Here is a 22788-nt window from a genome sequence, read left to right on the forward strand (position 1 = left end):
AATATTGGATTATATCAGAATGCGAGATATTCAAACCATTCTCATTGCCAACCGGGGCGAAATTGCCATCCGCATCATGCGGGCGGCAAACGAGATGGGGAAGAAGACCGTCGCCGTCTATGCGGAGGAGGACAAGCTGGGCCTGCACCGGTTCAAGGCGGACGAGGCCTACCGGATCGGCGAGGGTCTGGGCCCGGTGGCGGCCTATCTCTCGATTTCCGAGATCATCCGCGTGGCCAAGATGTCGGGCGCCGATGCGATCCATCCGGGTTACGGCCTGCTGTCGGAGAACCCCGATTTTGTCGATGCTTGCGACAAAGCCGGCATCACCTTCATCGGGCCCAAGGCCGCGACGATGCGGGCCCTTGGCGACAAGGCCAGCGCGCGTAAGGTGGCGGAGGAGGCCGGCGTACCGGTCATACCCGCGACCAAAGTGCTGGGCGACGACTGGGAAGCCATCACCAGGGAGGCGGAGGAGATCGGCTATCCGCTGATGCTGAAGGCCAGCTGGGGCGGCGGCGGGCGCGGGATGCGGCCGGTCAACAACTCCAAGGAGCTGAAGGAAAAGGTGCTCGAGGGTCGGCGCGAGGCCGAGGCTGCCTTCGGCAACGGCGAAGGCTACCTGGAGAAGATGATCACCCGGGCGCGCCACGTCGAGGTCCAGATCCTCGGCGACAGTCACGGCAATATCTACCACCTCTATGAACGCGACTGTTCGGTGCAGCGCCGTAACCAGAAGGTCGTCGAACGCGCCCCCGCCCCCTACCTGAGCGACGCGCAGCGCGAAGAGCTGTGCGAGCTGGGCCGCAAGATTTGCGCCCATGTGAATTACGAATGCGCCGGCACCGTCGAGTTCCTGATGGATATGGAGACGGGCAAGTTCTACTTCATCGAGGTGAACCCCCGCGTGCAGGTCGAACATACCGTGACCGAAGAAGTCACCGGCATCGACATCGTGCAGGCCCAGATCATGATCGCCGAGGGCAAGAGTCTGGCGGAGGCGACCGGCGAGGCCAGCCAGGACGACATCAAGCTGACGGGTCATGCGCTGCAGACCCGGATCACCACCGAGGATCCGTCGAACAACTTCATCCCCGATTACGGCCGGCTGACCGCCTACCGGTCCGCCACCGGCATGGGTATCCGTCTGGACGGCGGCACGGCCTATGCGGGGGGCGTGATCACCCGCTACTACGACTCGCTTCTGGTGAAGGTGACCGCCAAGGCCGCCACGCCGGAGGCCGCGATCCGCCGGATGGACCGCGCCCTGCGCGAATTCCGCATCCGCGGCGTCAGCACCAACATCGACTTCGTCATCAACCTGCTGAAGCACCCGACCTTCCTGTCGAACCAGTATTCGACCAAGTTCATCGACACGACCCCCGAGCTTTTCGACTTCAAGACTCGGCGCGACCGCGGCACAAAGGTACTGACCTACATCGCCGACATCACCGTAAACGGCCATCCTGAGGTCGAGGGCCGGCCGCGTCCGCATCCCGACCTGAAGCCGCCGCGCATCCCCGAAACCTCGGGCGCGGTGCCGGACGGGACCCGCACGCTCCTGGACCGCGAAGGCCCGGAGGCACTCGCCAGGTGGATGAAGGCGCAGAAGGAGCTGCTCTTCACCGACACCACCATGCGCGACGGGCACCAGTCGTTGCTGGCCACGCGGATGCGGTCGATCGACATGATCAAGGTCGCCCCCGCCTATGCGGAAAACCTGTCGGGGCTCTTCTCCGTCGAATGCTGGGGCGGCGCTACCTTCGACGTGGCCTACCGGTTCCTGCAGGAATGTCCGTGGCAGCGGCTGCGCGACATCCGCGAAATGATGCCCAACATCCTGACGCAGATGCTGCTGCGCGCCTCCAACGGCGTGGGCTACACCAATTATCCTGACAACGTGGTGCAGGAATTCGTGCGGCAGGCCGCTGAGACCGGCGTCGACGTCTTCCGGGTGTTCGACAGCCTCAACTGGGTTGAGAATATGCGCGTGGCCATGGATGCGGTCATCGCCTCGGGCAAGATCTGCGAAGGCACGGTCTGCTACACCGGTGACGCGCTGGACCCGGCCCGGTCCAAGTACGACATCAAGTATTACGTCGACATGGCGAAGGAGATGCAGAAGGCCGGCGCCCATGTGCTGGGGATCAAGGATATGGCGGGCGTGATGACCGCGCCCGTGGCCGAGGTGCTCTTCCCGGCGCTGAAGGATGCGGTCGATCTGCCGATCCATTTCCACACGCACGACACCTCGGGCGCGGCGATCTCCACAATCCTGACGGCCTCGGCCGCGGGGGTGGACGTGGTGGACGTGGCAATGGACGCGCTGTCCGGCAACACCTCCCAGCCGACTTTCGGGTCGGTGCTGGAGGCGCTGAAGCAAGGACCGCGGGCTTCGTCGATCGACATCGCGAAGGTGCGCGAGATCTCCAACTACTGGGAGGCCGTGCGCGGCCAGTACGCCGCCTTCGAGAGCGGCATGCAGGCGCCCGCGTCGGAGGTCTACCTACACGAGATGCCGGGCGGCCAGTTCACCAACCTCAAGGCGCAGGCGCGCTCCATGGGTCTGGAGGAACGCTGGCACGAGGTGGCGCAGACCTATGCCGACGTGAACAAGATGTTCGGCGACATCGTCAAGGTGACGCCCTCGTCCAAAGTGGTGGGCGACATGGCGCTGATGATGGTCAGCCAGGGCCTGACCCGCGCCGACGTGGTGGACCCGAAGAAGGAGGTCTCCTTCCCCGACTCGGTCATCGACATGATGCGCGGGAACCTCGGCCAGCCTCCGGGCGGCTTCCCCGACGCGATCGTGAAGAAGGCGCTGAAGGGCGAGAAACCGAACCTCGACCGGCCCGGCAAGCGGCTGAAGCCCGTCGACCTGGAGGAGAAGCGCGCCGAGGTCAGCGCGGCCTGCGGCGGGATCGAGATCGACGACGAGGATCTGAACGGCTACCTGATGTATCCCAAGGTCTTCACCGACTACGCCTACCGGCACGAGATGTACGGCCCCGTCCGTAGCCTGCCGACACTGACCTATTTCTACGGCATGAAGCCCGAGGAAGAGATCACCGCCGAGATCGATCCGGGCAAGACGCTGGAGATACGGCTGGTGACCCTGGGCGACACGCAGGATGACGGCGAGGTCCGGGTGTTCTTCGAACTCAACGGCCAGCCCCGCGTGATCCGGGTACTCGACCGCAAGGCCACGGGCGGCAAGGCCGCGCGGCCCAAGGCGGAGGTGGGCAATCCCCTGCATGTCGCGGCGCCCATGCCCGGCGTCGTCGCCTCGCTTGCCGTGGGTGCAGGATCGAAGGTCAAGGCGGGCGACCTGCTGCTGACCATCGAGGCTATGAAGATGGAAACCGGCCTGCACGCGGATCAGGACGGCACGGTAAAGGCCGTGCACGTGACCGCCGGCGCCCAGATCGACGCCAAGGACCTGCTGGTGGAATTGAAGTGATCTTATGGCAACCCGCTTGAACGCTAGGGTATTCGCATCTGAATGGATCGCGTGGCCGTGAAACGTTATCCGTGCAGCACGCTAAGAAAGGCGGGCGGATTCTGCTTTGACCCTCCTGATGGGAATTGAGGACTCGATTGATGCCACCCCTTCAACTTTCGTCAGCTTTCCGGTCAGGAAACGCTCAAATTCCGACAAATCGGCGACCGCGACACGGACGAGATAATCCCTTCCACCAGTCATGAGCCAGCAATCGGTGACTTCCGGGATCTGGCGGATGGCCGCCTCGAATAACTGAAGTCGATCATCGATCTGGTGGTCGAGTTTAACGGAAACAAAAACGCTGATGGGGAAGCCCAACTGCACCTCGTCGACGATCGCCGAGTATCCCCTGATTATGCGGTTTTGCTCGAGGATGCGTAGGCGTCTCGCACAAGGCGTCGGTGAAAGGCCGATACGCTTGCTTAGATCTTGTATCGAAAGCCGCCCATCGCGTTGAAGTTCAGATAGGATTCTTAGGTCGAGCGAGTCGATTCTAGAAATGCTCATGACGATTATCACCAAACTCTGGTTACTCATTGGCGAATTTAGCCAATTTTAGTGGATTGTGATAGCCAAAATGGCCACTTTTTCTGCGCCACATCGATTATGTTGGGGATGACAGGAGATTTTCGCATGACCAAGTACAAGCTGGGCCATATGCAGGCGCACAAGGACGACGATCCGGTCGAGACCGCAGAGTGGATCGAAGCTATCGAGAGTATCACCCAGAGATCCGGACCCGAGCGTGCGAACTTCGTGGTAAACGAGCTTCTCGATCATGCCCGCCGGATCGGCGTTACCTCCAGCGGCCTGCCTTTTTCGGCCTATCGAAACACGATCCCATTGTCGCGCCAACCGGCCTATCCCGGCAACCTGCCGCTCGAGGAACGCATTACGTCGATCATCCGCTGGAATGCGCTGGCGATGGTGGTGCGCGCCAACCGAGCCTATGGTGAGCTTGGTGGACATATCGCGTCCTACGCTTCCGCGGCCGAGATCTTCGAGGTCGGGTTCAATCATTTTTTCCGCGCCCGGACCGATGATTTCGCAGGCGATCTCGTCTACTTCCAGCCCCATTCCGCGCCGGGTGTCTATGCTCGCGCTTTCCTCGAAGGGCGTCTTACCGAGCAGGATATTGCCAACTACCGGCAGGAAGTGCCGGGACAGGGGCTCTGCTCCTACCCGCACCCTTGGTTGATGAAAGAATTCTGGCAAGTGCCGACCGGGTCGATGGGTATCGGCCCTATCAATGCAGTCTATCAGGCACGGTTCATGCGCTACCTCAACGCGCGCGGACTGGCCGACACCAAGGACCGTCATGTCTGGGGCGTGTTCGGCGACGGCGAGATGGACGAGCCCGAATCCATCGCCGGCCTTACGCTGGCCGCGCGTGAGAACCTCGACAACCTGACCTTCATCGTGAACTGCAACCTACAGCGGCTTGACGGTCCGGTGCGGGGAAATGGTCAGATCATCCAGGAACTGGAGTCGCTCTTCGTGGGAGCGGGGTGGAATGTCATCAAGGTGCTCTGGGGGTCCGAGTGGGACAACCTTTTTGCCCGCGACACCGATCACGTTTTGCTGCGCCGCTTTGCCGAAACCGTCGACGGCATGTACCAGGATCTGGGTTCCAAGGATGGCGACTATAACCGGGCCAAGTTCTTCGACGCCGATCCCGCCAGCGCCGCCCTGGTGCGACACATGAGCGATGCCGAAATCCATGCGCTAAAGCGTGGCGGACATGACCTCAAGAAACTGCACGCAGCCTTTTCCGCCGCAAAACAGCACAAGGGGCGACCGACCGTCATCTTGACCAAAACCAAGAAGGGATATGGCATGGGCGGCGCGGGTGAATCGCGCATGACGGCGCACCAGGCCAAGAAACTTGACGTTGAGGCCCTCTTGGCGTTCCGCGACCGATTCAACCTGCCGCTGACGGACGCATCGGTCGAAAAGCTTGAGTTCTACAAACCGGCCGAGGACAGCGAAGAGATCCGATACCTGAAGGATCGGCGCGCCGCTCTTGGCGGCTATCTGCCGCGACGGGCGCCAAACGCCTCAAAAAGCGTGCCAACACGCCCGACGCCGGAGCAATATGCGGCCTTTGCGCTGAGCGCGGACAACAAGGAGATGTCGACCACGATGGCGGCAGTCCGGATGCTCAGCAACCTCCTCAAGGACAAGAAATTCGGTCCGCGCATCGTTCCAATCGTCGCCGACGAGGCGCGTACATTCGGCATGGATAACCTGTTCCGCCAGATCGGTATCTACGCGCCGTCAGGCCAGCTCTACGACCCCGAGGACAAGGGCTCGATGCTGTTCTACAAGGAAAGCGAGGACGGCCAGCTACTGGAAGAAGGCATCACTGAGGCCGGGGCGCTCAGTTCTTGGACTGCGGCGGGCACGGCCTATTCCGTCCACGATACCGAATTGCTTCCGGTCTACATCTACTATTCGATGTTCGGCTTCCAACGGGTCGGCGACCTCGTCTGGGCCGCCGCAGATCAGCGGACGCGGGGTTTCCTACTGGGAGCAACCGCGGGTCGGACCACGCTGTCGGGCGAAGGGCTGCAGCACCAGGACGGTTCGAGCCACATGTGGGCGGCGGCGATTCCCAACTGTCGAGCGTACGATCCAGCTTTCTCTTACGAACTTGCTGTCATCATGGAACACGGGATGACACGGATGTTGGACGAGAAACGCGACGAGTTTTTCTATATCACCGTGATGAACGAGAATTATGCCCAGCCAACTATGCCTGAAGGGGTGAAGCAGGGCATCATCCGCGGGCTCTACCGACTGGGGGGACCAGCCGAGGGCGAGGCCTGTGTTCGATTGATCGGCTCGGGCACCATCCTGCTCGAGGTGCTGGCAGCAGCAGATATCCTACATCGCGAGTTCGGCATCGGAGCGGATGTCTATTCCGCTACCTCATATACCGAGTTGGCACGCAACGCGATGGAAGTTCAACGTCGAAACAGATTCCGCCCGGTTACGGAGCTTGAGACCAGCCATCTGGAGGACGAACTCGCCGGCGACACTCCGATCGTGGCGGCGAGCGATTATGTCCGTGCCTTCCCCGGACAAATCGCGCCATACCTGAGTGCATCGATAACCCTGCTCGGAACCGACGGGTTCGGCCGCTCGGCCAATCGCAAAGCCTTGCGTCAGTTCTTCGAAGTCGACCGTCAGAACATCGCACTTGCCGCGATCGAGTCTCTCGTCCGTCGGGGTGAGCTTGAACCTGAGGTGCTGTCCTCTGCCATCGACAGACTGGGCATCGACCCCAGCCCTGACGCCCCCTGGACCGTGTGACGGAAGAAACCATGATCGAGACCATCGAAATCCGCGTGCCCGACATTGGAGACTTCAAGGACGTTCCTATCGTGGAAGTCAGCGTGGCGATAGGAGATGTTCTGCACGCTGAGGATACGGTTGTCGTGGTGGAATCCGATAAGGCCACACTCGACATTCCTACTTCCCATGCAGGCAAGATCGTCGAACTTCTGGTGCGTGACGGGGACCTGGTCAGTGAGGGTACGCTCATCGCCAGAATGGAGCTATCCGATTCCCCGGACGTAGTAGGGGAAGTTGCACCCGAGAAGGCCTCGAAGCCCGAGGCGGCCACGCCCACTTCGGCGCAGGCGCCCGCTCCGGGGCCGGTAATGCCACAGGCCCCTGCCGAACCAGCCCCTGTCCCCCCTGCCGCCGATCCTTCGGTCCATGCATCACCGGCGATACGGCATTATGCGCGCAAGCTAGGCGTGCTCATTGGCGAGGTGGCGGGCACCGGTCCTAAGGGCCGCATCCTGCGCGAGGACGTCGAGGATTGGGTGAAGACCCGCCTTGCCGAGCCGACGCGAAAGACAGGCAGCCTTCCGGATTTGCCGGACTGGCCGGAAGAGAACTATGCAAAATTCGGCCCGGTGGCCCAAGTCCCGCTTAGCCGCATCGCTAAGATCTCGGGCCCCGCTCTGGCGCGAAATTCGATCACCATTCCCCATGTCTGCAATTTCGACAAGGCCGATGTCACCGACCTCGAGAGCTTCCGGAAGACACTGAACAGCGAAGCGGGCGCAGAGGTCACCAAGATTACCATGTTGGCCTTCGCCGTCAAAGCCTGTGTCTCGGTGCTGCAGGCCTTTCCCAAGTTCAACAGTTCGCTCGACGGTGGGTCGCTGGTCCTCAAGCAATACTGGAATATCGGTGTCGCGGCAGATACGCCCGACGGGCTGATGGTGCCGGTGATCAAACAGGCGGATCAGAAAAGCGTTACCGAGATCGCTACGGAAATGGCCGAACTGGCCGCGCTGGCGCGTGCCGGAAAACTCAAGCCCGAGGCGATGTCAGGCGGAACCTTCACCATATCGTCGCTTGGTGGCATTGGCGGAACTGGCTTCACCCCGATCATCAACGCGCCGCAGGTCGCCATTCTCGGCATGACACGTGCCGAGATTCAGCCGGTCTGGCAAGGGGACACGTTCCAACCACGCCTCATTCAACCGATGAGCCTCAGTTGGGACCACCGCGTGGTCGATGGCGTCGCAGCAGCCAAGTTCCTGCAGCACTTGAGCCGGGTCCTGTCCGATTTCCGGCGCGTATCCATTTGAGGAAAAAACGATGAGATCCAAGATCCGCATTCCCGACATCGGGGACTTCTCCGGCGTGCCTGTCGTCGAAGTCCTCGTGGCCGTTGGCGACAGCATCGCTGCCGACGACGCGATCCTGACTCTGGAAAGTGACAAAGCGACACTGGACGTGCCGAGCCCTGTTTCAGGCACGGTGCAGGAGATCCGGGTGGCAGAGGGCGATTTGGTCAGCAAGGGCGATGTCGTCATGATCTTCGAGAGCGTCGAGGGTGCCGGGGCACCGGAGGCCGCGCAAGAAGCCGTGACTTCCCGCTCGGCGGACCACGCCCCGCTCGTGGTAATCGGTGCAGGACCGGGTGGTTACACCGCTGCGTTTAGGGCGGCCGATCTTGGTCGCGACGTGACACTGATTGACCCGCGCGCCACGCTCGGTGGTGTCTGCCTCAATGTGGGTTGTATTCCGTCGAAGGCGCTGCTGCATATCGCTGGCGTCATCGACGAGGCGGCCTCGGCCAGGATGCATGGTGTCACCTTTGGCGACCCTGAGATGGACATTGATGCGATCCGGGGCTTCAAGAATGAGGTGATCGGCAAGCTGACCAACGGACTGAGCGGGCTTGCTGCCCGACGCAAGGTGCATGTGATCCGCGGCACTGCCGCCTTCGACAGCCCGAACAGCCTGATCGTGAGCACCAAGGACGGGCAAACATCATTGAGCTTCGATCAGGCGATCATCGCCACCGGTTCCGAACCGGCGCGACTGCCATTCCTGCCAGAGGACCCGCGGATCATCGACAGCACGGGAGCGCTGGACCTTGCGGTTGTTCCGGAGCGGATGCTGGTGATCGGCGGCGGGATCATCGGGCTTGAGATGGCGCAGGTCTACCACGCGCTCGGCGCGCGCATCGAGATCGTCGAGGTCGCCGAACAGATCATCCCCGGCGCGGACAGGGACATCGTTGCACCGCTTGCCAAGCGTCTGGTGGCAAAGGGCCTGACCCTTCGTACCGGGACCAGGGTGACGGCGGTCGAGGCGGGCGATGCGCTGACTGCGCATTTCGTCGGGCCGGGTGGGGAAGCGTCAGAGGCCTACGACCTGATCCTCGTAGCCGTGGGTCGTCTTCCCAATGGCCGAAGTCTCGGACTTGACCGAGCGGGCATCGAACTTAACGAGTCGGGTTTCGTCCCCGTGAATGTGCAGATGCGCACGCGGCAGCCCAGCATCTTCGCTGTTGGCGATCTGGTCGGTCAACCGATGCTGGCCCACAAGGCGGTGCACGAGGCGAAAGTAGCCGCCGAAATAGCCTGCGGTGAGGAGGCCGGTTTCGAACCCGCCTGCATCCCGTCGGTTGCCTACACGAACCCAGAACTAGCCTGGGTCGGCCTGACCGAGGCGCAGGCCATTGCGCAGGGACTCAAAGTCAAGACCTCCTCGTTCCCTTGGGCGGCATCAGGACGGGCCCTGTCGATGGGGAAGGGTGAAGGTTTGACGAAGTTGATCTTCGATCGGGAGACCGGCACCGTGCTTGGCGGAGCCATCGTCGGCGCCAACGCAGGCGACCTTATCAGTGAGATTGCCCTGGCCGTCGAGATGAAGGCACAAGCTGACGACATCGGTCTGACAATCCACCCCCATCCGACCCTTTCCGAAACGGTGGCTTTCGCTGCGGATGCCTACTTGGGAACCCTGACGGATTTGTAGACTGAAAATCATTCTAGAGACCTTCACAGTTGGGATGTCGTTCTTCGCACACGAAATCGAGGCAAGTAGAAACGTATGGGCAAGAATTTTGCGCACTACCATACACACAAGGAAAGAACTTTTACATAAGATGGATTATGCGCCAAATAGTTCAAATGAAATCCACATATTTTCAATAGGTTTCGCCCTCTACCACCTCCCTGTGGGCGAACCTCTGGCGGCACCGACGCGGTCGGTGTCGCCCCTTTTTAACGAGCCAGGAATAAGTTCGACCGAGATCAGATCACGGGAACGTCCCAGCCGAATAGGACTGAAGAACCGAAGCAGAAAAGGCGAACAAGAACCAGTGAGTATCGACAAGGAAGAAGCGGCTCCGGTCGCTCGACTCATCCGCAGTCCCGAAGGCCGAACTGTTGGCTGGGTCTATCAATGGAACACATCAGAGCTGTCCATACTTTGGCTCGGCGCCGAGCGCGCAGCCGACCAAATAGATCCACTTCTGAGCAAGGACATGCTCGCTGCTGCGAAGGCAGTAACCCACGATGCGGTCACAGATCTCCTTGAAAGGTTGTCACGCAGGTGATCGATCTCACCAGATCTGCCCTAAACCGGAAACGGCGAGAAACAAATTCCGCAACATTGACATTCCTACAATAGTATACTATTGTTTCACACAACATACGCATATCAGCCGACTGAGAACCTCGTCATGCGCAGTTTCCTTCGACATTTTACTTTTGGAACGATTGTGAGCGCGGCTTCCCTCTTCGGCGCCTCGACCAAGGCGTCGGCACAGACCTACCCGATCGATTGCGCCATCCTGCTCTGCCTCTCCGGCGGCTGGCCGGCATCAGAGCCCTGCTCAAGGGCGCGTGCAGAGTTCATCCGTCGGATCACGCCGTGGCCTGTCGAGCCTCCGCTGCAGATCTGGCGTTGCCCCATGGGGGCCTCCTTCGAACCTATAGACGGCACCGGCCGTACTCCGCATGTCTTCGACGTCCTCTTCTCCAACGCTTCTCCCCTGCCCCAGACTCTTGCGGAATCTGACCCCGAGAAATCTGGCGCCCTCTTGCCTGCCGCCGTGCGGTCGAAAGGCGTCGACCCTCTACCGCATCCTGACGGGTTCGCATTTCATCTGATCCAGGACCGAGCAGACATCGACATCAGCGGACCAGAGTTCAATTTCGTCCGGTCGATCCGTGTCTATGATGTGCGCTACGCGCGCCAACACGAATCCCGTGACAGTGACTGCAGCCGCAGCGAAACCGTCCTTCTCGGTTCCTATGGAACCCAGGGCGATTTTTCCTGGTCTCGCTCGTCCGTCGCGACGTTGCCCGAGGCCCATGTCGGCTTGGAACGTTGGGGCGATCATTGTCCCTCCATCTATCACCGCTCGGTCTTCGTCGACTGGCGAGACTACGAGGGCAATTACGGGTTCGAGCAGGTGAACTACTAAGACGTTTTTCTCTCCACCAAACCTGTATTAGAGACAGTGCAGCGCAGCGCCCCATAACAATCCATTGTTATCATTTCTCTTCCGCCCCACCGGGACTCGATCTCGTCATACCATCCGAGAAGACGAGCCCATCACCTCGCCCTAAATACGGTGATCGAGTTCTGTCGCCGCCTCGGCCGCTGCCAGTAGCATAACCGCATCGATCTGCAGAGCACGCGCGAGCACGATCAACTCAACTACGTCGACCCTGCGCTCTCCGCTCTCGAGACGGGCGACGAAGGACTGGTGGCATCTGAGACGCAAAGCGAGCTCGGCCTGCGTTAACCCAGCCGCCTTCCGCGCCGCAATCAAAGCGTCGCGGAGTGCCTCATGTCCCGAACTCCTGATCGTTTTCGCCACGTGTCACAAACCTCTTGTGACAGGGCTAATCTACTTTATAGATTATCTAAAAAGTGGATAGTGGGCGTTTACATGATGATAGAGACTCCGAACTGCACGCCGCCGATACGGCCGGATGTCACTAGGCGGCGACCCTTTGGAAAGGTCGCGGTCACATCACTCGTCCACCAGCTCCAGGAAGCGACCGTAGTCCTGGCTCACCTCGCGCGCCTCTTCGAACGCACGGGCGCGCTCCTCCTCCAAGCACCGAAAGTAGCTCTGGATGTCCCGGATGTAGAGTTCAAAGTCGCTGCGGATGAGATCTGCATAGTCCCGCGCGGCCTCGGAATCGCTCGGCACGAAGGGCCTGGGCGGCGGCAAACAGGACGCGGCGAAGGCGTGGCCCGGCAGGCACGTGACCAGAAGTATAGCTTGTGCCACGGTCGATGCGCACAACCTGAGGGCGTCCAACCCCCTTATTTTCTTGATCAAATGCATGGGAACCGTCTATTCGTTAGTTGAGCAAGAATCCGCTTGTCGCATCAAAAGTTTATCTTGTGCGTCAATACTATATGATCGTATGACTTGGTTTCAACACCTGAAACCTGGTCATTCGCCCTATTGGAGAACGTGATCCGGGTGATGGACCTAGAAAAAGAAGCCCCGAATGTGGTCACCGAACCCAGATTCCGCGATCTGGTCGCCAGCGGCTATCGCGTCGAAGTTGTCTGCAAAGAGGACGCCTTCAAGAAAGGCCCCAACTGGCATGGGGTCTGGATCATGCGCGCTGTCAGCGACGATGGGATCGAGAAACTTCTGGTCACGGCCCGGACCCGAACCTCGCGCAACGACATCAAGATCCGCGAGATCAAGACCGTCACCGGGGTCATCTCCTTCCTGCAAGGGATCGGTTTCTCGCACGCCGACGTGCCTCTGGAAGAGGGCAAGCGGACGGTTCACAAACTCTCCAGCGAAGAGATGGCTGCCAGCCGGGCTTAGCGCCCTTTTCCTTTCCTACCTGGGCCTCCCGGCATCGGCAGACATGGTCCTGGTGATGGCGGGGGACGGTTCTCTTTCGCCGTCGCGCGCCCAGGAGCGGTTCGCGCGCAACTACAATGACGGGGTTGGCGTTGGCTCGACCTCAGAAGGGTTGCGCATCTTGGGCGAGGAGCGCCGCACTGAGCGACGTGAAGGGGTGCGCGTCGCGGCGATGATCCCTCGCGCGCTCACACCACGCCCGGATATCCTCGCCGCGATCGAGGAGACCGGACTGCGCTATGCGAGCCACCCTGGGCTCCGTGCAGCCGATATCACCGTCACGGACTGGCTCCACCTCTATCGCGCCAATATCGAGATCGAGAGTGCGTACAATCCGCACGCCGTCTCCCATGTCGGGGCGGTCGGGCTCGGGCAGTTGATGCCCGATACAGCCCGCGCTCTTGCCGTCGACCCCCATGATTGGAAACAGAACCTCGACGGCTCCGCGCGTTACCTCGCCCTGATGGTGGCCGAGTTTGGCGACGCGCGCCTCGCGCTCGCCGCCTACAATGCCGGACCCGACGCCGTGCGCGAGCATTCCGGCATTCCACCGTTTCGAGAAACCCAAAACCACGTCCAGCGGGTGCTGGCCGTCTTCAACCGGCTGGAAGGAGCGTCCCCATGAAGCCATTGACGAACCCCCTGATCACCCTTGCCGCTCTCCTCATCGTTGCGGCAGAACCGGCCCTGGCCCAGAGCATCGACCTCTCACCGATTCAGAGCTTATTACAGGGCATCGTGGACGCGCTGACCGGACCGCTTGGCGTCGTCATCGCCACCCTCGCGGTCCTCGGAGTGTTCCTCAGCTGGTTCTTCAACATCATCGATCTGCGCCAAGCCCTCTGGGTGCTGGTGGGAATCGCGGGTGTTGCGGCCGCGCCGACCATCGTTGCCGCCGTCTTCGGGTCGTGAGAGGAGGCGAACGTGGCCGAACGATCGCCGCTCTTTCTGGGCCTCGTACGCCCGCCCAAGCTCCTCGGCCTGCCGATCATGTATGCCATGATCTGGCTCTTCGGGTCGGTGCTGCTCTTCGTGTGGGTGCAGCACCTGGTTGTCCTGGGCATCGCGGCGGTTCTCTATCCGGTTCTCTGGAAAGCGGCGGATTGGGACCCGCGGTTCATCGACGTGATGATGACGTCTCTGCAGGAGACCCCACCGACGCGGAACCGGTCCATCCACGGGGGCGACAGCTATGCGCCATAGTGAAGCCCTGGGCGAGACCGTCGATGAACGCACCCTCATGCCGGATTGGTATGCGCGCGAGAAGCGCCTCGCGCATATGCTGCCCTATGTCAGTCTCGTGGACGACCACACGGTCCGCACGCGTGCCAACGAGCTCCTCCAATGCATCCGCCTGAGCGGGGTGAACAGCTACACCACGGACGATACCTATCTCGACAAGGTGACGGCGCTCTTCGCCCGGATCATCGCGCAGCTCGGGCCGGAGTTCAGCTACTACGTGCACAAGGTCTCGAAGTCGATCACCCCGGACCTGCTCCCGGTCCGGGGCGACGGCTTCGCGGCGGCGGTGGATGATGCCTGGCGCGCAAAGCTCGCCTCGGCCGGTCTCCGGGACAAGACCCTCACACTCACCATCATCCACCGCCCGCCGCCCAGAAGCTTCCTCGGCTTCGTGAACCGATCTGCGCCGGAGCGGTTTAGGGAAGAGACTGCGAAACGGATCCGTCGTCTCAAGGAGGCGGTCGGCGTCTTCACCTCCGGCCTCGCCGAACTCAAGCCCCGCATCCTTTCAGCAGCCTCTGGCGAGCTTGTCGGTTTTCTCGGCGCGCTCAACACGGGCCGCGAACTGCCGCTCTATCCCGCAAACCGCTACGGGTTCCTCGCCTGTAACGTCGCCAACACCCGGGTCACGTTTCTCGAGGATCATTTCGAGCTATCGGACGGCGTTGTCGGCCACCGCTTCGGCAAGAGCTTCACCATCGGCGAATATGCCGAAGGCACGACCTGCACCATGTTCGACATGCTGAACCTGCCGGTCGACATGATCGTCACCCATTCCTTCACGCCGATCAATTCGAACCTGATGGCAGGCCGGATAAAGCGCCAGAAGCGCCAGATGCAAGCCTCCCAGGATGCCGCGCTTTCACTCCTCGAAGCGCTCGACATCGCCCATGATGATCTCGAAGCCAAGCGCCAGAGCTTCGGCGCGCACCACATGGTCGTGACCGTTTTCTGTGACAGTCTCGACGAGCTGCAGACCCTCGGAGCCGAGATCGTGAACGCCGCCGCCGCCGAGGGCGTGAAGATGATCGGCGAGCGGATGGCGGCCAAGTCGCATTATTTCAGCCAGCATCCGGGCAACCAGCCGAAACGGGTCCGCGCCAGCGCTGTCACCAACCGCAACTTTGCGGATTTCGCGGCACTTCATCGCACGCAGCTCGGCAAGGAGAAACACCAACTGCCCTGGGGCCAGGAGATCACGCTCTTTCCGACGCCGGAACAGAGCGCCTACCGGTTTTCCTATCACGAGCAAGGCTCGCCGGAGAAGGAGCCCACTGGCGGACATACTCTCATTCTCGGCCGACCCGGTTCCGGCAAATCCGTCCTCTCGGCCTTCCTCATGACGCAAGCCCGCCGGGTCGGCGCGCGCATCTTCGTCTTTGATTATCGGCTCGGGATGGAGATGGCCGTCCGCGCCAATGGCGGGCGCTACGCCTCGATCAAGGCGGGACAGGCGACAGGCCTCAACCCGCTCTGGACCGAGATTGATGAGCGCGGCACGGCATGGCTCTCGGATTGGCTCGCCTCGCTTCTTTATCGCTCGGATAAACCCCTGACCCCGGCCCAGACCAACCGCATCCAGGAGGTCGTTCGCCAGAACGCCACTGCCGGTAACCCCGCTCTTCGGAACTGGAAGGATTTCGCCTCGCTCTTTGTCTCGACCGACGACAGTGGCGACCTGCACCAACGCCTTCTCGAATGGACTGAGGACGGCCGCTACGGCTGGATCTTCGGCCAGAGCTTTGAGGACACCTTCTCCCTCGATGGCGATGTCGTGGGGTTTGACCTGACCGGCATTCTCGACAGCGAGAGCGAGAAGGAGCGCATGGCGGTGCTCTCCTATCTTTTCCGCCGCATCGAGCGGGAGATCGAGGACCGTCGCCCCACCATCATCGTGATCGACGAGGCCTGGAAGGCGCTCGACAACCCGTACTTTGCCGAACGGCTCTCGAACTGGCTGGTGACCGCCCGGAAGCAGAACACGGTCGCGGTGATGATGACGCAATATGCGAGCCAGTTAGAGCGCACGCGCACCGGCAAGACCATCGTCGAGGCGGTGCCGACCCAGATCCTGCTCCCCAACATCCGCGCTCATGCCTCGGATTACGCGATGCTGAACCTCTTCGAGAAGGAACTCGACGTGCTCCTGAACACCGGCAGCGACAGCCGTCTCGCCCTCATCCGCGACGACAGCGGCTCCGTGGTGGTCGATGCCGACCTCTCCGCCCTCGGCCCCCTCCTCACCATCCTCGGCGGCATGGAGAAGGGCGAGGCTCTCGTCGGCCCCGGCTACCGCGACAGACCTGATTTCTGGAGGCTCTCATGATCCGACCCCTCATCCTCCTCGCCGCGCTCGGCGTTCTCTCGTCCTGCGCCGAATATCGCGAACCCCAGGCCAACTGCTTCGCCTTCCGCGCCTCGCTCGACCGCGCCGAGCCGGATTGCATCTTCACACCCATCGGAAACCCGGACGACGGCGTTGAGGTCTAGGGTCGCACATATCCTCCTGGCGGCTCTCCTGCCGGCGGCCGCGCTCGCCCAGGGCGTGCCCACCAACGATTCCGGGCTAACGGCCCGCGATATCGTCGAGACGGGCGACCGGGACGCCGACCTCGCCGTCCAGCGTGAGAAACTCACCGTCGAAGAATTGCTAACCGAGATCGAACGGGAACAGCTCGCCGCGCTTCGCGCGATCCTAGACGCGCAGACGAGCTTCGGCGGCCAGGGACTGCCGGGCATGGTCGAAGACCTCGAGGGCGGCAGCGGCGATCCGGACCGGTCCGCAGCGGGGGTCTACGGCTCGGGCGACATCGATCCCAACCCCGGCGGCGCGGGTACGTTCGGGGATGCGGCGGAAAACATCGAGCAGCTGATCATCCGGGTCGCCCAGGAGACCCACGGCCGGCCCGGGGTCGGGCGGGCCGGTCTTTCCGTCGTGCAATGGCGCGCCCTCCTGCAGGCGCTCATCTGGCAGGAGAGCCGCTTCTCCATCGGCGCACGCTCGCCCGTGGGCGCCTTCGGCCTCACCCAGATCATGCCGGGCACCGCGAGCGATCTCGGGATCAACCCGGAATACTATGACAGCCCCTACCTGCAGGTCGAGGGCGGCGCGCGCTACCTCGCGGCCCAGCTCACCACCTTCGACGGCAACGTCGTCAACGCGCTCGCGGCCTATAACGCCGGGCCTGGCCGTGTGTTCGAATATGGCGGTGTACCGCCCTTCAAGGAGACCCGGCACTACATCAGGGTCATCCCCGAACGCTACAATCTCTACCTCGCGCGGATCGGTGGCATCGACGCGCTCGGCACGATCGACCCCGCGCTTCTCGCCAACGCCCATCTCTCGCTCAGCGGGTTCGGCGCCGCCTTCTACGGCAGCAATTCCCCCGCCGCCATCCGGCAGGCCGCCCTGCGCGTCCAGGACATCGTCACCCGGATCGGCGCGACCCAGGACATCCAGGAGAGCATGGCGCTCAACACCTATGCCCGCGCCGAACTGGTCCGGCTGATGGCCGCGCGCATTCGCCTGAAAGCCGCACGGACCCAACCGCTCAGCGCGGCCCAACTGGCCCAGGCCGCGACCCGCATGGCCGAGAACGAATTCATGGAGTTCACATTGGAGGATCTGGATTGATGCCCCGCAGAATGTTCATTTCAGCACCATTTCGCGCGTTGACCCTGGCCAGCGTCTTGGCGCTTTGCTCGCCTTTCGTGACCAGTGCCCCCGCCCTGGCCCAGGGCGTGCCGGTCGTGGACACCCAGAACATCGCCCAAAACATCCAGCAGCTCCGGCAGATGATCGAGGACGAGATCCTGCAAAACGAGCAACTCGTGCAGCTCCGCGAACAGCTTGCCACGCTCACGGAGCAGCTCGCCGAGCTACAACGAACGTATGAGGCGTTAACGCGTCTCGCAGAATTGCCCGAGATCATCCGGACACAGATGGAAGACGAACTAAACGGTCTCCTGGACCAGGAGTTCGGCGACATCATCGCCACGATTCAAGCCATCAAGACGGGGGATTTTTCCGGGCTCACCGGATCCGGCGCCGTCGAGATCGAAACCCAGATGGACCGGGTGCTGGCCGATCTCGGCTTCGACGAGGACACGCTCTCGGAAATGGCCCGCAGCGGCAATCCCGGGGCCGTGCGCGTGGCGACACAGGCCACGACCGGCGCGCTGGTCTCGGCCGCGGCCCAGAACAGCTATGAGGATGCCGGGCAGTCGCTCGAACGTGTCGACCGGCTCGTCGGGCTCATCGACGACATGGATGAGCTCAAGGAGAGCGTCGATCTCAACACGCGGGTGACGGCAGAGCTCGCCATCGCGCTCGTCGCCATGTGGCAGCTCGAAGCGATCCAGACCGTAGGAGATGGCACCGGCGGCGTGATCGATGCCGCCACCATCGCCGAAGAACAACGCTTCATGGAGTTCACACTCCCGGAACTGAATGCGGATTGAGGACTGATTGTTGGACGAAGAAACCGCCATCATCGAGGAGGAACTGGTCTACGGCGCGCTGAGACGGGAACGGCTCTGGCAGCGCCTGGGACTTTTCGGCCTCGGCTTTGGCATCCTGGGCTGCCTCAGCGCGGCCGCCGTGTCCATCCTCGATGTCGATCCGCCCCCTGTAGTGGTACCTTACGATCCCGCCACCGGCTTCGCCCTCCCCGAAGCCACCGTCGGGGCCACCACCGTCACCGAGAACCGCGCCATTATCGAGGCGGAGGTCTTCCGCTACGTGACGGACCGCGAGGTCTACAACCAGCTCGACAATGACGTGCGCATCCGCAGCGTGTTGCGCCGTTCGGACCGTGCAGCAGGGGCCTCACTGCGCCAGATCTGGAACTCGGCCAATGCAGAGTATCCGCCGTCAGTCTACGGGCCAAATGCACGGCTCGATGTCGAGATTCTCAGCATCAACCTGATCGGCAACAACCGGGCCACGGTGCGGCTTCGCAAGCGCCTGACCTCGATCCAGGGGGTCCAAGCGGGCCTCTTCACCGCGACGCTCCTCTTCGAGTTCCGCCCCGAAGAGAGCCGCTCCATCGACCAGGTCTGGACCAACCCGTTTGGCTTCACGGTCGTCGAATACGCGATCCGCTCGGACAGATTGGAGAACCAGTAAATTCGCTTCCGGAACAAGAAATCAGGGAACGCCTTGCCAGCGTCCCAAAAGCGCGAGAGGCGCCAGGCTTTTTGCAATGCGAAACACGCCGGACACGCCAAGGCGTTCGTCGCGGCCTTTTTGATGGTCTCGCTGTTTACGCCCCACGCGTCAGCCGAGGCGATCCCGCGCGGGGGACCCAACGACCACCGCGTGCGGGTCGCGTCCTACCAGGAAGGCCAGGTCTACAGGCTGAACGTTTCCCTGACCCATGTCACGACCATCGAGTTCGGGACAGGCGAGAGCATCCGCTCAATCATCGCCGGCGACACGGAAGGATTTGAGATCGACGGCGTCCCAGGTGGTCGCGCCTTTGCGATCAAACCTGTCGCCCGCGGCGTCCATACCAACGTGACCGTCTACACCAACAGACGGAGTTACTATTTCAACGTGAACGAGGTCTCGAGCCCAACCTTCTATGTCGTGCAATTCCGCTACCCGCAAGACAATCGCCGCTCGGCCGACGCCATCGCACGCGCCGCGCCAAACACCAATTACGGGGCCAGCGCACGGACGGAGTTCACGCCGACCCGGGTCTGGGACGACGGCACCTTCACCTATTTCGCCTTCCCACGGAACGCACCCGTCCCGGCGATCTTCCGTTACACGAACGGGCGCGAGCGCACGGTGAACACAGGCGCGGTCGAAGACGGTGTGATCCGTGTCTCGGGCGTGGGGCGCCAATGGGTGCTGCGTCTGGGCGAGGACGTGGTGTGTATCGAGGCGACGCCGCCCGCGGAGGCCGCCTCATGAGTGACAACAACCCGGATCTCGAACAGCGTCTTGCTGCGCTCGAACGGGGCAACCCGCGCCACGGACCCGCCCCGAAACACCGCTTACCGCTCCTCGCCCTCCTCCTCGCAGGGCTCATCCTGGCGGGCGGCTTGGTCCTCTTGCTGTTTTCGGGCCCGGGGGAAGAGGTCGCCCTGCCGACGGCCACCCCGGACGAGTTCCAAACCGAGGGTGACGGGTTCGGAGAGATCGAACCCTTCGTGCCGCCGCCCGCCCCGGAACCCGAGATCGTTCTCGTCGAACCAGAACCCAACGCCGAACTTCTGGCGCAGATCGCCGCACTCCAGGCCCAGATCGAGGAGCTGCGCGACGCGCCAGACACCGACGTCGGGGCGGACAGTGTGGCAGCCGAGGCGATCGATGCGCTGACCGCACGGATTGCCGCCCTGCAGGACGCCTCCGAGAATGCTCAGGAAAAATTTCAGGCCGAACTGGCCAAGCGAGATCGGGAGCTGCAACAGCTGCGTATGGACCTGGACCTCGCGCGGCTGGAGGCCAACAAGCCGACACCCGCACCGCTCGGCCCCACCGACGAAGAGTTGCGCGCCCGAGAAGAAGAGAGGCTGCGGCGCGAGGAAGAGGCGCGACGGCTGGCCGAACTGCAACGCCGGGCCGAGGAGGAGCGTGCCTTCCAGGAACGGCGGATTTCCTCCTCCGTCATCGCCTTCGGCGGAACGGGCGGCGCCAATGCGGGCGAGACAGAACTTACCGAACGCACCTTCGGCGAGGTGACAGACTTCGTGCTGAACGGCGCGTTGCCGAGCGCCATCACACAAGCCGAAGTCATCGCAAATCCCTCGAACACGGTCATTCAGGGCACGATGATCCAGGCCGTGATGGAGACCGCACTCGACAGCTCGCTCCCCGGACAGACCCGCGCCATTATCTCCGAAGACATCTTCAGCTATGACGGCTCACGGCTCCTGATCCCGCGCGGCTCGCGCCTCATCGGACGCTATCGTTCCGGCATCGAGATTGCGCAGAAGCGCGTCACCATCGCCTGGGACCGGATCGTCCTGCCAAACAACCAGACCGTCCAGATAAGCTCCTTCGGGGGAGACGAGTTGGGGCGTTCGGGTGTCACCGGCTTCGTCGATACCCGCTTTGACGAGCGGTTCGGTTCCGCCGCGCTGATTTCGATCATTTCGGCCGCCCCGAGTGTGGCCGCCGCCCAGGTCGAGGATGAGACCACCGCGGACGTACTTGAAGACGTGGGCGATGACCTAGCCGACGCCACCGACAGTGTGATTGGCGAATATCTCTCCATCGGGCCCGTCATCTATGTCGACCAAGGCGCGCGCGTCACCGTCATGGTCGGCCGGGATCTGGAGATTTTCTGAGATGACGCTCTCCTATCTCCAGACCTCACTCGACAAGCTGAAGGACGCCGGACGCGACGACGTCATCGAGATATGCATCAACCCGGATGGCTCTTGCTGGGGTGAGTTCCAGGGGGATCACTTCATGCGGGCACTGGATCAGCGACTGACGGTTACGGAGGTGCGCGATCTTGGCAACCAGATCGCCTCCTCAGCCAACACGACAATGAGCAAGGACAAGCCCATCGTCTCGGTCTCGATCACCTATCGCGACCGCCCCATCCGCGCCCAGGTCGTAACCCCGCCCGCGGTGCTCGCGGGCATGTCGATCTCGCTCCGCTTCTTCTCGAGCCTGCCCCTCGACAAGATCGAACTCCACTTCCTCTACGGCGAAGAACGCAAGCTCGAGGAACTGCGCCAGGAGAAAAACCGCGCGCTGCGCGAGGTCGTCGCCTCCGGTGACATCTACGCGGCCATCCGCTTCTGCGTCGAGAACAAGCTCAACATGATCGTCTCCGGCGGCACCTCGACCGGCAAGACCGTCGCGGCTCGGAAAATCCTCTCCTACGTTCCCGATGAGGAACGGATCGTCACCATCGAGGAAGCCGCAGAGTTGCTCCCGGCCCAGCCGAACGCGGTGACCCTGATCGCCAACCGCGATGCGGAGTTTCAATCCGCCGATGTGCTTCTGACCACGACGCTGCGCATGAGGCCCGACCGGATCATTCTCGGCGAAGTCCGCGGTAAGGAGGCCATGACTTTCCTCGAGGCGATCAACACCGGCCATGGCGGTTCGATGACAACCCTCCATGCCGAAACCCCGCAGCTCGCCGTCCAGCGTCTCGCCATCGCCGCGCTCAAGACCGAGATCCCGATGACCTATCAAGACATGGTCCAATACATCGAAAGCTCGATCGACGTGATCATCCAGGCGGGCCGCGAAGACGGCCAACGCGGCATCACCGAATTCTATCTCCCGGGAACCGATCTTAGCGGAGGCATGACCCATGAAGCGGTTTGAGTACCAGATCATCACCTATCCGGTGGACAAGAAAACCAGCCTGATCGCGATGCAGGACGACCTGAACACCCGTGGTCGGGATGGATGGGAGGTCGTATCCGTAAGCACGTCCGAGTTCGCGCATCTTGGCCACACCGCGTTTCTGAAGCGTGAGATTGCCGAAGGAGCTGGCGCGAATTGAGAACCGCCTTGCTTTGCATCTCGATCACCGTTGTGGGGTTTTCGGCTGCCGCCGAACGCGACCTCGTCCCCTCTCTCGACGGCACGTCGGATGTCTGCATCGATCGGCCCGCTGAGCCTGAGTGGATGCAGAACATCACCGTGCGAGAGGCTTTCAAACGTGTCCTGGTGCAGGACATCTACCGGGCTCAAAACCTTGAACGTATCGTCGAAACCGGATCCTGCTCCTGCGACACCCGTTTCCCGTCCTGGGGGGCGGCGGAAACGGAGTTTCGGGATCGTTTCGCCACAACCGAACGATGGGAAATGCTTGAGGCCTCGGACACCTACAACCGGCGCGCCAACGCGTTGAGACCTGACGCGATGGCGATCTGCGAAGCCGAGGGCAACTGGTAACGGGTC

General features: G+C 62.1%; 23 protein-coding genes. 20 read left to right on the forward strand and 3 right to left on the reverse strand.

The genetic code is table 11. The features are described 5' to 3' along the window. Positions 1 to 19 precede the first annotated feature (19 nt). A complete protein-coding gene (locus M4578_RS19205) occupies positions 20 to 3460 on the forward strand; it encodes a pyruvate carboxylase (protein WP_258094894.1) in 3441 nt (1146 codons plus the stop codon). A gap of 81 nt (positions 3461 to 3541) precedes the next feature. Here the strand turns inward: M4578_RS19205 and M4578_RS19210 are convergent, their stop codons facing one another. Continuing rightward, positions 3542 to 4009, reverse strand: coding sequence for an Lrp/AsnC family transcriptional regulator (locus M4578_RS19210; protein WP_258094895.1), 468 nt, complete (start codon positions 4007 to 4009; stop codon positions 3542 to 3544). A gap of 126 nt (positions 4010 to 4135) precedes the next feature. Between M4578_RS19210 and mdeB the strand changes: the two genes are divergently transcribed. From mdeB to M4578_RS19235, 5 genes are all read left to right on the forward strand, one after another. Further along, positions 4136 to 6817, forward strand: coding sequence for an alpha-ketoglutarate dehydrogenase (mdeB, locus tag M4578_RS19215; protein ID WP_420854820.1), 2682 nt, complete (start codon positions 4136 to 4138; stop codon positions 6815 to 6817). Positions 6818 to 6828: 11 nt separating this feature from the next. Continuing rightward, on the forward strand, positions 6829 to 8112 hold the full coding sequence (locus M4578_RS19220; RefSeq protein ID WP_258094896.1) for a 2-oxo acid dehydrogenase subunit E2: 1284 nt from the start codon (positions 6829 to 6831) through the stop codon (positions 8110 to 8112). A 10-nt stretch (positions 8113 to 8122) separates the two neighbouring features. Then, on the forward strand, positions 8123 to 9793 hold the full coding sequence (gene lpdA / locus M4578_RS19225; RefSeq protein ID WP_258094897.1) for a dihydrolipoyl dehydrogenase: 1671 nt from the start codon (positions 8123 to 8125) through the stop codon (positions 9791 to 9793). Between the two features lie 346 nt (positions 9794 to 10139). Beyond that, the gene (locus M4578_RS19230) at positions 10140 to 10376 is read left to right on the forward strand and encodes a hypothetical protein (protein WP_258094898.1); all 237 of its coding nucleotides are present in this window, start codon (positions 10140 to 10142) and stop codon (positions 10374 to 10376) included. Between the two features lie 126 nt (positions 10377 to 10502). Continuing rightward, on the forward strand, positions 10503 to 11249 hold the full coding sequence (locus tag M4578_RS19235; RefSeq protein ID WP_171043048.1) for a hypothetical protein: 747 nt from the start codon (positions 10503 to 10505) through the stop codon (positions 11247 to 11249). Positions 11250 to 11390: 141 nt separating this feature from the next. On the opposite strand, the gene M4578_RS19240 is transcribed toward M4578_RS19235, so the two are convergent. Both M4578_RS19240 and M4578_RS19245 read right to left on the reverse strand, forming a co-directional pair. Beyond that, positions 11391 to 11648: a helix-turn-helix domain-containing protein gene (locus M4578_RS19240; protein WP_017467344.1), complete on the reverse strand. Its 258-nt coding sequence runs from the start codon at positions 11646 to 11648 to the stop codon at positions 11391 to 11393. Positions 11649 to 11804: 156 nt separating this feature from the next. Then, positions 11805 to 12125: a hypothetical protein gene (locus M4578_RS19245; RefSeq protein ID WP_017467345.1), complete on the reverse strand. Its 321-nt coding sequence runs from the start codon at positions 12123 to 12125 to the stop codon at positions 11805 to 11807. A gap of 144 nt (positions 12126 to 12269) precedes the next feature. Between M4578_RS19245 and M4578_RS19250 the strand changes: the two genes are divergently transcribed. From M4578_RS19250 to M4578_RS19315, 14 genes are all read left to right on the forward strand, one after another. After that, entirely contained in the window at positions 12270 to 12626 is a 357-nt protein-coding gene (locus tag M4578_RS19250) for a hypothetical protein (RefSeq protein WP_028093938.1), read from the forward strand. Between the two features lie 43 nt (positions 12627 to 12669). Then, on the forward strand, positions 12670 to 13290 hold the full coding sequence (locus M4578_RS19255; RefSeq protein ID WP_258094899.1) for a lytic transglycosylase domain-containing protein: 621 nt from the start codon (positions 12670 to 12672) through the stop codon (positions 13288 to 13290). Then, entirely contained in the window at positions 13287 to 13577 is a 291-nt protein-coding gene (locus tag M4578_RS19260; protein WP_071974362.1) for a TrbC/VirB2 family type IV secretion system protein, read from the forward strand. The genes M4578_RS19255 and M4578_RS19260 overlap by 4 nt, the downstream gene beginning before the upstream one ends. Positions 13578 to 13589: 12 nt before the next feature. After that, positions 13590 to 13868, forward strand: coding sequence for a VirB3 family type IV secretion system protein (locus tag M4578_RS19265; protein WP_121066923.1), 279 nt, complete (start codon positions 13590 to 13592; stop codon positions 13866 to 13868). Further along, on the forward strand, positions 13858 to 16233 hold the full coding sequence (locus tag M4578_RS19270; RefSeq protein WP_258094900.1) for a VirB4 family type IV secretion/conjugal transfer ATPase: 2376 nt from the start codon (positions 13858 to 13860) through the stop codon (positions 16231 to 16233). The genes M4578_RS19265 and M4578_RS19270 overlap by 11 nt, the downstream gene beginning before the upstream one ends. Further along, positions 16230 to 16397, forward strand: a complete 168-nt coding sequence (locus tag M4578_RS19275) for a hypothetical protein (RefSeq protein WP_163025989.1) — start codon at positions 16230 to 16232, stop codon at positions 16395 to 16397. The genes M4578_RS19270 and M4578_RS19275 overlap by 4 nt, the downstream gene beginning before the upstream one ends. 55 nt (positions 16398 to 16452) lie before the next feature. Beyond that, positions 16453 to 17541, forward strand: coding sequence for a lytic transglycosylase domain-containing protein (locus M4578_RS19280; RefSeq protein ID WP_258094901.1), 1089 nt, complete (start codon positions 16453 to 16455; stop codon positions 17539 to 17541). Then, on the forward strand, positions 17541 to 18368 hold the full coding sequence (locus tag M4578_RS19285; RefSeq protein ID WP_258094902.1) for a type IV secretion system protein: 828 nt from the start codon (positions 17541 to 17543) through the stop codon (positions 18366 to 18368). The genes M4578_RS19280 and M4578_RS19285 overlap by 1 nt, the downstream gene beginning before the upstream one ends. A gap of 10 nt (positions 18369 to 18378) precedes the next feature. Further along, on the forward strand, positions 18379 to 19035 hold the full coding sequence (locus M4578_RS19290) for a VirB8 family type IV secretion system protein (RefSeq protein WP_258094903.1): 657 nt from the start codon (positions 18379 to 18381) through the stop codon (positions 19033 to 19035). A gap of 123 nt (positions 19036 to 19158) precedes the next feature. Further along, positions 19159 to 19827: a TrbG/VirB9 family P-type conjugative transfer protein gene (locus M4578_RS19295; RefSeq protein WP_036051669.1), complete on the forward strand. Its 669-nt coding sequence runs from the start codon at positions 19159 to 19161 to the stop codon at positions 19825 to 19827. Continuing rightward, entirely contained in the window at positions 19824 to 21206 is a 1383-nt protein-coding gene (locus M4578_RS19300) for a TrbI/VirB10 family protein (protein WP_258094904.1), read from the forward strand. The genes M4578_RS19295 and M4578_RS19300 overlap by 4 nt, the downstream gene beginning before the upstream one ends. Before the next feature lies 1 nt (position 21207). Then, complete coding sequence (locus M4578_RS19305) at positions 21208 to 22206, forward strand: ATPase, T2SS/T4P/T4SS family (RefSeq protein WP_258094905.1); 999 nt, start codon at positions 21208 to 21210, stop codon at positions 22204 to 22206. Continuing rightward, complete coding sequence (locus M4578_RS19310; protein ID WP_121066909.1) at positions 22193 to 22387, forward strand: DUF4177 domain-containing protein; 195 nt, start codon at positions 22193 to 22195, stop codon at positions 22385 to 22387. The genes M4578_RS19305 and M4578_RS19310 overlap by 14 nt, the downstream gene beginning before the upstream one ends. Continuing rightward, positions 22384 to 22782 (forward strand): hypothetical protein, encoded by a 399-nt coding sequence (locus tag M4578_RS19315; protein WP_121066904.1) that lies wholly within the window; start codon positions 22384 to 22386, stop codon positions 22780 to 22782. The genes M4578_RS19310 and M4578_RS19315 overlap by 4 nt, the downstream gene beginning before the upstream one ends. Positions 22783 to 22788: the final 6 nt, after the last annotated feature.

Source organism: Salipiger pentaromativorans, assembly GCF_024721115.1.
Lineage (GTDB): Bacteria > Pseudomonadota > Alphaproteobacteria > Rhodobacterales > Rhodobacteraceae > Salipiger > Salipiger pentaromativorans.

What these genes read in the sequence shown, in the direction of transcription:
- M4578_RS19205 (WP_258094894.1), top strand. Translation starts at nt 20, where the DNA reads ATGCGAGATATTCAAACCATTCTCATTGCCAACCGGGGCGAAATTGCC.
- M4578_RS19210 (WP_258094895.1), bottom strand. Translation starts at nt 4,009, where the DNA reads ATGAGCATTTCTAGAATCGACTCGCTCGACCTAAGAATCCTATCTGAA.
- mdeB (WP_420854820.1), top strand. Translation starts at nt 4,136, where the DNA reads ATGACCAAGTACAAGCTGGGCCATATGCAGGCGCACAAGGACGACGAT.
- M4578_RS19220 (WP_258094896.1), top strand. Translation starts at nt 6,829, where the DNA reads ATGATCGAGACCATCGAAATCCGCGTGCCCGACATTGGAGACTTCAAG.
- lpdA (WP_258094897.1), top strand. Translation starts at nt 8,123, where the DNA reads ATGAGATCCAAGATCCGCATTCCCGACATCGGGGACTTCTCCGGCGTG.
- M4578_RS19235 (WP_171043048.1), top strand. Translation starts at nt 10,503, where the DNA reads ATGCGCAGTTTCCTTCGACATTTTACTTTTGGAACGATTGTGAGCGCG.
- M4578_RS19245 (WP_017467345.1), bottom strand. Translation starts at nt 12,125, where the DNA reads ATGCATTTGATCAAGAAAATAAGGGGGTTGGACGCCCTCAGGTTGTGC.
- M4578_RS19250 (WP_028093938.1), top strand. Translation starts at nt 12,270, where the DNA reads ATGGACCTAGAAAAAGAAGCCCCGAATGTGGTCACCGAACCCAGATTC.
- M4578_RS19255 (WP_258094899.1), top strand. Translation starts at nt 12,670, where the DNA reads ATGGTCCTGGTGATGGCGGGGGACGGTTCTCTTTCGCCGTCGCGCGCC.
- M4578_RS19260 (WP_071974362.1), top strand. Translation starts at nt 13,287, where the DNA reads ATGAAGCCATTGACGAACCCCCTGATCACCCTTGCCGCTCTCCTCATC.
- M4578_RS19270 (WP_258094900.1), top strand. Translation starts at nt 13,858, where the DNA reads ATGCGCCATAGTGAAGCCCTGGGCGAGACCGTCGATGAACGCACCCTC.
- M4578_RS19275 (WP_163025989.1), top strand. Translation starts at nt 16,230, where the DNA reads ATGATCCGACCCCTCATCCTCCTCGCCGCGCTCGGCGTTCTCTCGTCC.
- M4578_RS19285 (WP_258094902.1), top strand. Translation starts at nt 17,541, where the DNA reads ATGCCCCGCAGAATGTTCATTTCAGCACCATTTCGCGCGTTGACCCTG.
- M4578_RS19295 (WP_036051669.1), top strand. Translation starts at nt 19,159, where the DNA reads ATGGTCTCGCTGTTTACGCCCCACGCGTCAGCCGAGGCGATCCCGCGC.
- M4578_RS19300 (WP_258094904.1), top strand. Translation starts at nt 19,824, where the DNA reads ATGAGTGACAACAACCCGGATCTCGAACAGCGTCTTGCTGCGCTCGAA.
- M4578_RS19305 (WP_258094905.1), top strand. Translation starts at nt 21,208, where the DNA reads ATGACGCTCTCCTATCTCCAGACCTCACTCGACAAGCTGAAGGACGCC.
- M4578_RS19310 (WP_121066909.1), top strand. Translation starts at nt 22,193, where the DNA reads ATGAAGCGGTTTGAGTACCAGATCATCACCTATCCGGTGGACAAGAAA.